Source organism: Enterocloster sp. 210928-DFI.2.20, assembly GCF_020554465.1.
GTDB lineage: Bacteria > Bacillota > Clostridia > Lachnospirales > Lachnospiraceae > Enterocloster > Enterocloster bolteae.
This window is the reverse complement of the sequence record NZ_JAJCHK010000007.1, coordinates 47391-60838: the sequence shown is the minus strand read 5'-3', so window position 1 is coordinate 60838 and position 13448 is coordinate 47391. Positions and strand designations below refer to the sequence as shown.

General features: G+C 46.9%; 13 protein-coding genes. 4 read left to right on the top strand and 9 right to left on the bottom strand.

The features are described from left to right. Window position 1: 1 nt before the first annotated feature. The 4 genes from LI015_RS08870 to LI015_RS08855 all read right to left on the bottom strand — a co-directional run bounded on the left by LI015_RS08870 (window position 2) and on the right by LI015_RS08855 (window position 4628). Window positions 2-835, bottom strand: coding sequence for a sugar phosphate isomerase/epimerase family protein (locus tag LI015_RS08870; protein ID WP_002565540.1), 834 nt, complete (start codon window positions 833-835; stop codon window positions 2-4). Window positions 836-938: 103 nt separating this feature from the next. After that, window positions 939-2261, bottom strand: coding sequence for an anaerobic C4-dicarboxylate transporter family protein (locus LI015_RS08865; RefSeq protein WP_002565541.1), 1323 nt, complete (start codon window positions 2259-2261; stop codon window positions 939-941). Between the two features lie 366 nt (window positions 2262-2627). Then, window positions 2628-3458, bottom strand: coding sequence for a sugar phosphate isomerase/epimerase family protein (locus LI015_RS08860; RefSeq protein WP_227124601.1), 831 nt, complete (start codon window positions 3456-3458; stop codon window positions 2628-2630). 159 nt (window positions 3459-3617) lie between these two features. Next, window positions 3618-4628, bottom strand: a complete 1011-nt coding sequence (locus LI015_RS08855; protein ID WP_002565543.1) for an SIS domain-containing protein — start codon at window positions 4626-4628, stop codon at window positions 3618-3620. A gap of 172 nt (window positions 4629-4800) precedes the next feature. On the opposite strand from LI015_RS08855, the gene LI015_RS08850 reads away from it, so the two are divergent. Beyond that, a complete protein-coding gene (locus LI015_RS08850; RefSeq protein ID WP_002565544.1) occupies window positions 4801-5514 on the top strand; it encodes a GntR family transcriptional regulator in 714 nt (237 codons plus the stop codon). A gap of 160 nt (window positions 5515-5674) precedes the next feature. On the opposite strand, the gene LI015_RS08845 is transcribed toward LI015_RS08850, so the two are convergent. Beyond that, window positions 5675-6463: an SDR family NAD(P)-dependent oxidoreductase gene (locus LI015_RS08845; protein ID WP_195638180.1), complete on the bottom strand. Its 789-nt coding sequence runs from the start codon at window positions 6461-6463 to the stop codon at window positions 5675-5677. Window positions 6464-6584: 121 nt separating this feature from the next. Then, window positions 6585-7166, bottom strand: a complete 582-nt coding sequence (locus tag LI015_RS08840) for a TetR/AcrR family transcriptional regulator (RefSeq protein ID WP_227124599.1) — start codon at window positions 7164-7166, stop codon at window positions 6585-6587. A 334-nt stretch (window positions 7167-7500) separates the two neighbouring features. Here LI015_RS08840 and LI015_RS08835 point away from each other — a divergent pair, with 334 nt between their 5' ends. The 3 genes from LI015_RS08835 to LI015_RS08825 all read left to right on the top strand — a co-directional run bounded on the left by LI015_RS08835 (window position 7501) and on the right by LI015_RS08825 (window position 9885). After that, a complete protein-coding gene (locus tag LI015_RS08835) occupies window positions 7501-7701 on the top strand; it encodes a DUF6199 family natural product biosynthesis protein (RefSeq protein ID WP_002570611.1) in 201 nt (66 codons plus the stop codon). Window positions 7702-7957: 256 nt separating this feature from the next. Then, a complete protein-coding gene (locus LI015_RS08830) occupies window positions 7958-8632 on the top strand; it encodes a response regulator transcription factor (RefSeq protein ID WP_118018525.1) in 675 nt (224 codons plus the stop codon). Beyond that, on the top strand, window positions 8629-9885 hold the full coding sequence (locus LI015_RS08825; RefSeq protein ID WP_002570613.1) for a sensor histidine kinase: 1257 nt from the start codon (window positions 8629-8631) through the stop codon (window positions 9883-9885). The genes LI015_RS08830 and LI015_RS08825 overlap by 4 nt, the downstream gene beginning before the upstream one ends. Window positions 9886-9926: 41 nt before the next feature. Here LI015_RS08825 and LI015_RS08820 read toward each other — a convergent pair whose 3' ends face one another. From LI015_RS08820 to LI015_RS08810, 3 genes are read right to left on the bottom strand one after another with little or no spacing between them, the layout of a single operon-like run. Next, the gene (locus LI015_RS08820; protein WP_227124597.1) at window positions 9927-11888 is read right to left on the bottom strand and encodes a carbohydrate-binding domain-containing protein; all 1962 of its coding nucleotides are present in this window, start codon (window positions 11886-11888) and stop codon (window positions 9927-9929) included. 12 nt (window positions 11889-11900) lie between these two features. After that, window positions 11901-12572, bottom strand: coding sequence for a DUF4956 domain-containing protein (locus LI015_RS08815; protein ID WP_002576136.1), 672 nt, complete (start codon window positions 12570-12572; stop codon window positions 11901-11903). After that, window positions 12565-13284 carry a polyphosphate polymerase domain-containing protein gene (locus tag LI015_RS08810; RefSeq protein ID WP_002576137.1) on the bottom strand — a complete coding sequence of 240 codons (720 nt, stop codon included), beginning with the start codon at window positions 13282-13284 and terminating at the stop codon, window positions 12565-12567. The genes LI015_RS08815 and LI015_RS08810 overlap by 8 nt, the downstream gene beginning before the upstream one ends. Between the last annotated feature and the right edge of the window lie 164 nt (window positions 13285-13448).

Sequence of the window (13448 nt, the reverse complement as noted above, 5' to 3'; positions counted from 1 at the left end):
ATCATATCTCCTCTATTACATCCCCTAATTCATGGGTATTTTTCTTCATCCAGGAAACGATGTCGTCGATAGCCTTATCCGGGTCACAGTAATATCTGCGGTCACAGATTTCAAATGAAACGGTTCCATCGTATCCTCTTCTCTTGATGGCATCGTAATACTCCTTCATAGGGAAATCCCCGTGGCCGGGAACCGTATGCCCCCTGTCATTGAAGTGTATATGCATAAGCCGTTCTCCCAGATGGTCGAAATAATCATCCACTGTCTCCCCGGCATACGTCATCTGGTCCATATCCACCATTCCAACGATGCAGGGGGAGCCGATTTCATCCAGCATCCCGGCTATGTCTTTGCTTGTAATCAGGACATTGGTGGTGGTGACCTTCAGCTCCTCCAGGAAAAGCCGGACCTGTTTCCTCTGGCAGTACACGGCCAGCTGTGCCAGCGACTCCCGGCAGTATTTCCACGCCTCTTCCCTGGGCTGGTCAAAATAACCGAAGCCTGTACTGATTTGGATGTTAGGGCATCCCAGGAACTCCGCCGTGTCAATGGCTCTCTGGTAATAGCGGATGCTGGACTGCCTTGTCACAGGATCCTGGGTACAGAAATTTACAGGATAAACACAATTTTCAGGCGTCATAGCCATTACCTTCAGGTTTCTCTGCCTGATATCCCGGTCCAGCTCAATCAGCCGGCTCAGGGAATAATCAAAAATGTTAAGCTGGGGCGCCGAGCAGTAAAGGTCGATACTGTCAAAGGGAGAGCTCTCCACTTTGTCCAGGAACTTTTTTATGGGATAACGTAAATAATGGTAATTCATTGGAGCAAATTTCATATAATGAGGCCTCCTTCTATATCACAAGCTGCGCTTTCACAAAACTGGCAGCACCGGAGCCTGTCATAAAACCCGTCACGGCTCCGGCTGCTGCCGGACTGCATTAAAAGATTACGCTTCCAAGAAGCAGGGCTGCCGCCACAGATACCACTGTACACACAAGTCCCGGTACCATGTAACTGTGATTCAGGACGAATTTTCCAATTTTTGTAGTTCCGGCCGAGTCAAACGCAATGGCAGCAACACACTGTCCCGAAGCGGGAATAAAGTAATTGGATGAGCAGGCAATCCAGCCAGCCACTATGATGTTAGCCGGAAGGCCCAGCGCAATACCGATTGGCACCATAATCATGGTTGTGGAGGACTGGCTTGTGGTAATGGCTCCCACAATGAATACAGCAATAATATAAATCCATGGATACTGGTTGGTCAGGGCCGACATATTGTCAGTGATGAAGGAGGACTGGTCTCCGATAAAGGTATTTACCAGCCAGCACAGGCCAAATGCCAGTACCACTGCGAACATACCTGTACGGAATACCGGCTGGTCCAGAACCTTGTCGCTGTCGAGCTTTGTGATAAGCACCATGGCTGCGGCTGCCACCAGCATAAAGATTTCAATAACAGTTGTCAGCGGTAATTTGTTTCCGTCAGCAAGTGTAGGTACAAGAGGCTTCACAGCGCCCAGCAAAACAATGCCTGCCATGGCAATGAGGAAGATTGCCACAGAAATCTTGGCTTCCTTTGTGGCAGGTCTTTCCTTCTTCTCTGCCTTTGTATAATCCTCTATCTGTCCTGCTGCAACACGGGCTTTAAATTCCGGGTCATCTGCCAGTTCTTTGCCCTTCTTGATAACTGCAAGCGCGCAGACCACGGTACCAACCAGAGTAGCAGGGATGCAGACAAGCAGCAGGGTAAAGATATTGACGGAGCCATAGCCTGTGGCCTCAGCCATAAAAGCAAGGACTGCCACGGTAGCCGCTGAAATCGGGCACGCTGTAATGGCCTGCTGGGATGAAACAATCGAGGCTGAGATGGGCCGTTCAGGCCTGACGCCTGTCTCAATGGCAATCTCATTGATAACAGGAAGAAGGCTGTATACAATGTGGCCTGTTCCGCACATGAAGGTGAAAATATAAGCCACAACCGGAGCCAGTACGGTAATCATCCTGGGGTTTCTGCGTAGTATCTTCTCAGCGATTTTAACAAGATAGTCCAGTCCGCCGCATGCCTGCATGGTGGCTGCCGCACAGATTACTGCAATCATAATCAGAATAACGGTAATCGGCGGATCGGAAGGTGTTACATGCAGTATAAATGTCATAATGAACATTCCTATTCCGCCTGCCATCGCCAGGAACGTACCACCAATTCGTACCCCCAGAAAAATGATAGCCAGAACGATAATCAATTCTATCCAAAACATAAATTATCCTCCTAATCCTTTGTAAAATGTTTCCCCTTTATGGTCTAAGAAATGATTCAATCTTTTGTTTTAAGAATGGTGCGCACATTCTTGGTAATACAAAAGCAATTCAGTTTTGTATTTCTTTGTATTGTTCTGTATTGTTTTGTATCTAATACAATAGTATATTCATTTAATAGATTTGTCAATTGCTATTTATCATTTTGTATATAATACACAGTTTTCAGCATTATTTTTGTGCATATTATACATCTTGGCCTGTATCAAATATATCGCCATTACAAATATGTTTAAATACATTTAAATACATTTGTCCCCTAACCATTTGTCTGCCGCCGTTTTTTCGCGTCTTCCATCATCAGTCCATTATCCTATGCGCTCTGAATACCATGCAAGCGCCCTTCTCATGGCATCTTCCGGATTCATGACATATCTCCTGTCCAGTATTTCCAGCCCCAGATACCCCTTGTAGTCAAAGGCTTCCAGGGTATGAAGCGCCTGGTCCAGATTCAGGTTTCCATCTCCCGGAACCAGGTGCCCGCCGGGATTTCCGTCCACGAAATGTACATGGGCCAGGTTCTCCCTTCCCAGAATTCCGATGAATGTTTCAAATGTATCCACTCCCGTGGTGGCAATCACATCCGTATCCCCAAGGCCTTTGAGGGCCGGACTTCCCACCGTGCGCAGCAGGCGAAGGAGCTGGCTTGCCTCATTGCAGATATGAGTGCTGTATTTTGTGAATGGTTCCAGAGCCAGGGTAACGCCCTCGCTTTCCGCTTTCCGGCAGATTTGCGAAAATGAATCCGCAGCCCATTTAAAGGCATCTTCCCCATTCACATCCAGATAGGCAAACCCGGTGGATACCACCATGCAGCTGCAATCCAGGCACACCGCCGCCTCTATGTGCCTTTGAAAGAAATCCACGGTCCTGTCACGGTATCTCTTATCCGGATGGGAGACACTGATGGGATAAACACATTGCTCAGGCGTAAAACAGGCAATCTTCAGGTGATGGTCCTTAATGGTCCTGTTTAATTCACGCAGACGTCCCCCATCAAAATCCTCCAGATGCAGATGAGGCCCGGAAGCCCACAGTTCAACAGACTGGAATCCCAGACGGTTTGCGGAATCCAGGAAGTAATCCAGCGTATATCGTTTGTAATGGTAATTCGCTGCGCAGAGCTGAGAAATTTTCATACATTTTCCTCCTTGTAGAGCAAAATACCCCGCAGTACGCTGCGGGGTTTGGGCCCCGCGGGCAGAGATCCGGGCCGTATACGGCTTAAAGCGTATTAAAAAATACTCCGGCACGCTGCCTTCGCGGGAATGAATATCTTATCGTTTTTTCGCTGTAGCTTAATACTCCACTTTCCACATGTAGCGGCGTGTCACAAGCGGATGCTCACGCTTTTCTGCAAGGGCGTGGTTGTAGATTGGATATACGTTATTAAACAGGGAGTGGTTAAAATAATCCACCACAGAAGCATCAATGGTAGAAAGGCCCAGCTCCTTTGCGTCCAGGACTTCAATCCTTTTTGCATAGGTACGAAGGAACTTTAAGGCCCGTTCATCCAGCGGACGGGTGGAGCCCTCCGAAATCTGAAGCATAAACGGACGGTTTGCATCTGTTATCTCAAACGGACCGTGGAAATACTCTCCGGTATGGATGCTGCTGGAATCCAGCCACTGCATTTCCATGAAAATACAGATGCTCTCCATATAGGCAGCGCCGTAAGCAGCCCCGCTTCCCATGGTATAGATTACAGGATCGTTTTTATACGTTTCGGCAAACTCCAGGGCTCTCTCTGCAACATGGGCACGTGCATTCTTAATGATATTGCTAATCATGCCCAGGCCCTCCTGGAACTTGTCATAGTTTTCATAGCCTTCTGTCTGCGCAGTCAGTTCAACCGCCACCAAAAGAGCACATATGGTTTTCTCCCCCGCATAGTCAATATCGCCTTTAAGATGGTCCGGGCTGGCGTCAAACGCATAACGGATGATGTAGTCGCCAAATTCTATAATTTCCGATTCCTCAAGCCAGGTCAGAACAATGACAGCAGCTCCCTTTTCTTTTCCCAGCTTTGCTGCCTCAATGGTTTCCGGTGTATTGCCCTTGTGACATGCCAGGCAAATGATAGAATTTTCCCCAAAGTCCCTGGGGGTGCTGTGAACGAATTCATTGCTGTTAATCCAGGCGGATTTTATGGAAGCACACTCCTTCTCCATAAATGTCTTAGCCGGATAAAGAGCTCCCAGTGACCCTCCGCATCCCACAAAATACAGGTTCTTTACCCCGCCCTTTGATTTCTTCGCTTCCAAAATTTCAGCAATAATATTTTTGATATCCGCGCCAAAGTATGCCATTGTCTCAAATCTCCTTTGCATATTGTTTTTAATTGTTTCTATGTTTATGATAATACAATATAATACTTATTGTCAATAACAAATTTAATTTTTTGCAATTATATACAATCAGGCCAATTTGTATTATAATATAACTGAGTATTATAACTTAAGGGTAACGCGGAGGATATATATGGAACTAAATAATACAATTGCTACCCCTCTATACAAGCAACTGGAGGAAAAGCTGCAGAAAGAGATAGAAACCGGCGAGCGGCCTGCCGGAAGCCGGCTTCCCACAGAGAACGAATTAAGCGAAACATATAATGTAAGCCGTGTCACGGTCAGGAAAGCTCTGGCCGGACTATCTGAATTAGGTTATCTTTACCGCAAATCCGGGAAGGGAACATTTGTCGCAGAAAAAAAGATTCAGCGGGGTATCACCAATGGGGTTTTAAGCTTCACCGACATGTGCCGTATGATGAATGCATCCCCCGGTGCCAAGATCACGAAAATAGCCCTGGAGGATCCCACTGAAAAAGAGATGGAGCTGATGTCCTTAGACAAGGACGAAAAGATACTGGTGTTAGAGCGAATACGGTATGCTGACGGAAAACCGGTCCAGTTAGAGCTGAATAAATTTCCTGAGTCTTTTTCCTTTTTATTCAGCGAAAATTTAAACGACAGTTCCCTGTATGAGATTCTGAAAAAACATAATATAATTTTAGACCATTCCCAAAAAACCCTGGACATCGTATTCGCCACCTCAAAAGAAGCCAAAGCCCTGGGAATTTCAAGCGGGTACCCCCTTTTGAGGATAGAAAGCGTTATACACGATGTGGATAACACGATTACGAACCTCTGCCGCCAGCTCTGCATTGGTGACAAGTTCAAATTTATTATTTAAGAAGGTTTTCACGCAAAAGGCGCCCATAACCGCTGGCAGTCAGCTGTAATGGGCGCCTTTTCATAAGTTTGTTTTATTGGTTTTTCTGCTTGTTTTATTGGGTTTTCTGTTTAAAAAGGTTTTCTGTTCTTAGCAGATCTTCTGTCGGCATTTGTGACTGTCAGTTCTTCCGGATATTCTTATTCACAAAATCATCTGCAAACCGGTAATACATCTTTTTTGGCATATACTCTGCCATGGCCTTCACAAGTTTTCCGGCCTTATCAGGTACACAGACAATACTGCCTTTTTCAAACTCCTTCATGGCCTCATCCACTACCTCCCCAGGCTGACGGAATCCAAACATACCCTTTCTCGTCTTATCCACATACATTCCGTTATTTTCGTGAAAATCCGTATCCACAAAGCCCGGACACACGGCCTGAACCCGGATTCCCGTGCCCATGAGCTCCATGTGAAGCCCTTCAGTCAATGTGACGATGAAGCGTTTTGCAGCGGCATAGGTGACATTGCCTGGCACCACTGCAAATGCCCCGTCCGACGAAATATTAATGATAATGCCTTTATTTCGCTCTTTCATTCCTCTCAGGACATAATGGGTGATTTCTGCCACAGCAATTGTCTGAAGATAAATAAGACGCTTCAATCCATCTATATCCGTATCACTAAATGAGGTTCTGAAACCAAAGCACGCATTATTCACCAGTACATGAATCTCCCTTCCCTCTAACGATGCAAGCAGCTTTCTTACCCCGTCCTCCTGAGCAAGATCTACCAGTATCACAATTACCTTACACGCAAACTTATCCCTGATTTCCTGAGCTCTCCTTTCAATCACTTCTTTTCTCCTGCCGGTCATGATTAAATCATATCCTTTTCCTGCGAACCACTTGGCATAAGCCAGCCCCAGACCGCTGGTTGCCCCTGTTATCAGTGCATAATGTTTCAATCTTCCGCCTCCTTGATTAAATGAACATTGTTCATTCATTATTTAAAAAAAGAAATTCCCGAAACACCGGCAACGGGAATCCTTCTCTTATCTGCCGTCCTATTTACCATTCCAAGCGCGCTTACGCTTCTAAAATACATTTCATAATCATGCGGATGCCCAACGCTTTCTCAGCCGTTGACAATCCATCGTTCTCCAGGACAGGAACCGCGCCAAAGAGCATGTATGACGCTGTCAGCAGTATATTCCCAACCCTCGTGATTCCATTTTCATTCATCTCCCGCAGCTTTTCCTCCATATACGGTTCAATGGTCTCACACAGCTTAACCGACATAAGCATCTGAAGATCGTGATTCTCCTTTTTATGAAAAAAATGATGATACTTTTCCTTTCCATCTGTTTGAATAAACAGCTGTTCCATTTTGTCCAGGAAACCATCCAGCGAATCATCCTTCTCTTTCAGACGTTCAATCATGGTATGCGTAATATCCTTTACATACTGCTCAATTGCAGTATCATACAGCATCTGCTTGGACTCAAAATACCGGTAACACAGTCCCGGCACCACATGCATGGCTGCCGCAATATCTCTCATGGTAGCTGCCTCATACCCCTTTTCCATAAAAACAGACATGGCCGTGTCCAATATTTCCTGTCTGCGGACCTCCGGTTCCTTGGATATTCTGGCTGTCTTGCGTTCCATCTGTCAATCTCCCCTTTTCTGAACAGAATCCTTCTGCTTAATACTCTGTTTTCGTTAGTCAGCAGGGTTCCATACCTGTTTCCCAACAAGCTGACCGTCTGCTATATACATAGAATATCACTCCATTGAACAAAAGTCAATGAATTATATTCATTCATCAGATCGAAAACTGAGAAATTATTACTTTTTTTGTTCTATTTTTATTCCATCTTTAAGATTCTATTTCCATTTCATGAATATCGCTATATTCCATTTTTTATATGATATACTCTGTTTATGAAACATACATATCCTGATTGCATGGATATGATACCATAATTTCAAGGAGGTTGCGATGGATTATCTGGGTCTGATTCCTTTATTTGTTTTAGGTCTGGCCATGATTATAAAGCCGGAATATCTCTGGGAGGTTGAACATATTTTCGCAGTGGACGGCGTAGGGCCAACCGGTCTTTATTTGACATTTATCCGGGTCAGCGGGACATTTTTTATGATTTGTTCCGTGGCTGCCGCACTCTATGTATTGCTTCCGTAGAGGTGAGATTGATATATGATACGAGCTTGGAAAGGCCGCGGATTTAAAAGTCTGCAGCCTTTTTCAGTCCTGTCCCCTTCCAACTTTCTTCCTTTAATCTTTCACCATAATACTTCAAATTCACTCCACTCCTCATATGCTGATACAGAAAAACTATATCCTTAACTAACATACATGTTTCACACAAAGTTCAAAATTCCCTCCCCAGGCTTCATGTTATAATAGACTTATTCCAATGAACCACAGGAGGGATTCCATGCGCATATTAGTGATTGAAGATGAGAAACGGCTGGCATTTACTCTGGCTGACATGATAGGCGGGGCAGGATATTATACAGATGTCTCCCATGACGGGGCAGAGGGACTGGAGCTTGCACAAACCGGCATTTACGATGCCATTGTCCTGGATGTGATGCTTCCCGGAATGGATGGATATAAGGTTCTGAAAAACTTAAGAAGCACCCGCAACATGACGCCGGTGCTCATGCTGACTGCCAGGTCGGAGCTTTCGGACCGGGTGAGGGGATTAGATGCCGGAGCCGACTACTATCTGACAAAGCCATTTGCCACCGAAGAATTCCTGGCCTGTCTGCGCACCGTGCTAAGGCGCCACGGAGATATTGCGCCCGACACTCTGACCTTTGGCGACCTTATCCTCACACCCTCCATGCCTGAACTTATCTGCGGAGAAAACAGTGTGTCTTTAAGCGCCAAGGAACTGGAACTAATGAGCCTGCTGATACAAAACAGCAGTCAGTATCTCCCCAAAGAAACCATACTCCTTAAGGTCTGGGGATATGACGCCAATGTGAATTCCAACAGTGTGGAGGCCTACATATCATTTCTGCGCAAGAAACTCTCGCTGCTGGGATCCTGTGTTTCTATCTCCGTCATGAGAAACATTGGATATAAGCTGGGGGTGTCCCTATGATACGAAAACTCAGATGGAAATTTTCAGCCATCATGATGACCATTGTCGCTTTTCTGCTGGCCGTCATTTTCATAACGCTGTACTACACAACAAAAGCAAACTACGTTCAGCGGAGCATGGGCACCCTGCATTCCGCCATGCTGGAAAATTATCCGGGCAGTATGCGGGAACAGGCAGGGCAGCCGCCCTCTGCGGGCCAGCGTCCTCCCTCCCGCCCCCGCAGGCAGGAACTTCCTCTGATGGTGGTTGATATAAGGCAGGGCAACTATACTGTAGTAAAGAACCAGCTTCCAGATATAGAAAGCCAGGAGGCCGAAACCCTGATATCCCTGGCGGAAAGCAAGGGCGGTGAGTCCGGTACCTTAAAAGACCTGCACCTGCGTTTTCTCCGGGGAAAAACCAAGCCTGACCAAACAGTGCGGTATGTATTCGCCGATATATATGAGGAACAGAATTCACTCTATTGGCAGGTGATTCACTCTTCCATTATCGGAGCAAGTTCGTTTGCTGTCTTTTTCCTGTTCTCCATCCTTCTCTCCGGATGGGCTGTGAAACCAGTGGAGATTGCCTGGCAGCGGCAGCGCCAGTTTGTTGCGGATGCCTCTCACGAATTAAAAACACCTCTCACCGTCATCCTCTCCAATGCCGATATGCTTGAAAAAGACCGCGATATACCGAAGGGACAAAACCGGCAGCGGATAAGCCATATAAAGGCTGAGTCCCTGCGGATGAAACAGCTGATAGAAAGCCTTCTCGCCCTGGCCCGGAGTGACTCAGGACAGGAGTCTGCGGTCTGCGCACCAGTTGACCTGAGCTTTATTGTAAACAGCAGTCTTATGGCCTTTGAGCCTCTGGCTTTTGACATGGGTAAACACATCACCTATGATATCGAAGCTGCACTTCATGTAAATGGAGATGATAAAAAACTCCGGCAGCTGACAGACATTCTCCTTGACAATGCCTGCAAATACAGTCAGGATAACGGCTCCATCTGTGTTACCCTGAAAAAGACCAGCGCAAAAGAGGCGCTCCTCACTGTCTCAGATGAGGGGGCGCCTCTCACGAAAGAAGAAATCAAACACCTGTTTCTCCGCTTTTACCGCGGAGACACTGCCCGCAGCAATATCCCCGGCTACGGCCTCGGACTTTCCATTGCCCAAAGCATTGTATCTGAGCATGGAGGAAAGATTGAGGCCAGCACGGATGGTTTCGCAACAAACTCATTTATAGTTCGGCTGCCCATACAGGAATAAGAAAGTATTCCCGGCCACCCGGCATGCTTCAAGGCTTCGGCTTACTCCATGCTACCGCTGCTTCCCAGAACATGGATACCTTCCGGCAAGCTCTCTTCCGGCGAATTCCCCGCCAGCAAAGTCTCCTGTATTACAACAACGGAGGCTTTGCCGGAAACATTTCCGGCTCCTTCCGATTCTGATTCACTGCCAATATTATCTGCGTTTCCCGCTTCCGGCTGCATTTTCCGCCTTCCCTCCCGGCTTCCTCCAGCATTCTCTCCTTCTCTACCTTCCTGTGTTCTTCCGAAGTTTTCCTCCCCGGTTCCTGCTCCCGGCCTTTCTTTTAACTTTCCTTCTCCACCGCCTGGGATTCTTCTAAAACCTCCGCTGGAAGGCGTGCCATACTGATTCAGGATGCCATCCACCGCCATCTGAATATCCTGTTCTCCGGCCTCTATGTAATAAGTCTCCCCTGTTTTTAATTCTGGCGAGCTGAAAAGCAGAGCCTCAAAGGGCTTTGAAATCTCTGTTTCCGTCAATTGATTTCCCAGCCCGTCCTTTATTGATATGGTTGTTCCGGCATCCTGCATTTCATCAAAGTAAACCATCAGCATGGGCTGGGATGAATTCTCAGAAAACGTCTGGAACATTCCCGCACTTCCCACAGCCAATATGGTTCCTCCTGAAATGGTTCCCGTACCATTGTAATCCAAAGCACCATTTCCCCCTTCTGCCGGGCCTTCTGCGAGGACGGTACCTCCCTCCAGATACAGGTCTCCATTGGAGTCTATACCATCCCCGGAAGCATTGATCTTCACGTTTCCTCCCGTAATACGGATATAAGCCCCTTCTGTTGCACCAAAAGAACCGCCGGCTGCATTTGGACCGCCGGATGTATCTGTACCCCGGGCTGCATTAATTCCATCATCCTCTGAGTTAATCTGAATGGTTCCTCCAGTGATTTCCAAACAGAGCCCTTCCAGTCCCTCGCGGCTTTGTTCCACGATTATGGTTCCGCCTGAGACTTCCACCAGATTATCACTGTGAACTGCATCGTCGCCTGCGGACAGCGTCAGCTCACCTGAGAACAACCTTACATTCTTGCCGCTGTGTATACCGTCATCCTGAGCATTTATGTCAATGATGCCGCCTGTAACCTCAACCAGCGTTTCGGCCAGTATTCCTTTCTTTCCTGCAGTGATGGCCGTGGTTCCTCCGGTGATTCTCACATATCCCTTGTCTTCTTCCCCATTATTATTTGACTGTATCCCGTCGCTGCCTGCTGTAATGGTAATCTCTCCGCCGTTCACCTCTACGGCGTCCTTTCCTTTCACGCCATCTTCCGCCGCCTCAATGACATAGGTACCGGAATTAATGGTAAGGCGATCCTTTCCCCGTATACCATTCATATAATTACCGCTGACTGTCAGCATGCCGTTCCCCTCAAATACCACATCATCCTTGCTGAAAATGGCTGCATCCGGCTCGTCCTCCCCTGTCTGTGGATAAGTATATGTATTTCCGTCAGATACCCTGTTTTCTGTCCTATCCTCCAGGACAATGGTCAGAAGTCCGCTTTGGCTGGCATAGATTGCGGAATAATCCGCACTTGTAATGGAAACGCCGTCCAGTATCAGACATACTTCATCCTCCTTTCCCGCGTCCACCACCACGCCTCCCCCTGTAATGTTTCCTGTCAGGCGGTATGTTCCGGAAGATGAAATAGTGACATTGGCCCCGTCAGCCGCAGCCCCTGTCCCTTCAATGGCCACTGTTGTTCCATTTCCAGTGATTCGTGTTTCCTCTCCATCACCAAAGGAACTGTCTGCATCTGTCCGGTTTGTGTCCTGCGTCCCTGCCGCTTCCTGGATGCCTGCTGTTTCCGATGTTCCAGCGGCTCCCGCCTTACTCCCATTCTGCCCGGCTGTCTTTGTGCATCCGGCAAGAAACAGAACACCGGCCAGTCCGGCCGCTATTCCAAATATCTTAAGTTTCCTGTATTTCAGTCCATTTCTGCCCATATGATTATCCTCCTATAATTCATCCCTGCCATCCGGCAGCCGGCCGCAGACAATGGTAAGGTTCCCATTTCTGCACCGTATTTCATCCAGCATGTTCTTTTCAATAAATTCCGACTTTAAATCCACCTGGTAGCACAGTTCATAGAGACTGCCCATATTCACGGTCCTGACCCGCACAAGCTCTGACTTTTTAGTATACTTCGCAAATATATCGTCAAAAATCCCTGAATAGTCCAGATTTTCCGGTATCGTAATTTTCAATTCCTTTCTCCCGGCCCTGCCTGCCGGAAGGGATATCAAAAGGATGGTAATTCCGCCAGACACAATCATCAAAAGCATAGCGGTTCCCAGATACCCCATTCCAGCGGCCAGACCCAGAGCCATGGCCAGGAATATACTTCCAATCTCTCTTGCATTGCCGGGCAAGGACCTGAACCGTACCAGACTGAACGCTCCCATGACCGCCACTCCGGTACCCAGGTTTCCGTTTACCAGCATGATCACGGTCTGGACCATAACAGGCAGCAGGACCAGAGTAAGAATAAAGCTTCTGGAATACTGGTTCCTGTATGTATGAACCACAGCCAGCACTGCCCCCAGCATTACTGATGTAATGGTACAGAGTAAAAATTGTCCCATTGTAATACCGGTATTTACAGTTTCTGTCAACACACTCTCAAGCACAGATTCTACCTCCCTCTATAAATATCCCTTGATACAGGTACTCTTTATAATAGGCACCATATTTTGAATAAGACACCGGAAAAAGCCCCATATCGGAAAAAAGCCTGCTCATCCATAACGGCATCGCCCCAGGAATTTTCACCTCCATCAGAATTTGGTCCTTATCCAAAAGCATTGTTCCATAAACTCCATTCTTCAGATCCAGTCCGCTGCACCTGCAGCAAATATTCCGGTCAAAGGTAATTCTTAATTCTTCATTGCCCTTTCCGTAATATGCCGCCCGGTCATAGGCCACAAAAGCCGCGGGTTTTAAGTCATACCGATTCAAAACATAATCTATTTCCTTCAATATCTGGCTCTCCTCAATCCGCCGGATTCCATAATACAGATACTTTCTCGCCTGGCAGAGAGGCACTGGTATCCGGCGTTTGTACACCACCCCGTCAAACTTTTTCTTTAATTCCGCATATACCACGCTGGTGTCCGTCGCCTTCCCATATGCCCTCAAACGCAGCTTTTCTTTATATTCCGGTTTTTCAATGGATTGTCTGACCAGCTGGAAATCCGGTGTATCAAAGTAAATATTGGATATGGTATATTCCCCATAATGGTCTGTATCCATCTGTCTTTCCAGAGCAGGCATCAAAGCATCATACTGTTTTTGGGTGAGCATATATTTTTTCTCGTAGCGTTTGAATATTTCCTGAGTCATACACATGGCCTCCTTCATCTTTTATGGCTTTTATCCTAACAGCCCAAGCTGAAACAAACCTTAAAAAAATCCTGGAAACCATGAGCTTTCTGTGAACGGTCCGGGGATTTTCTGTGAACTGACAGGCGGTTTTCCGGAGATTTCTATCAAATGCCGAAATATCT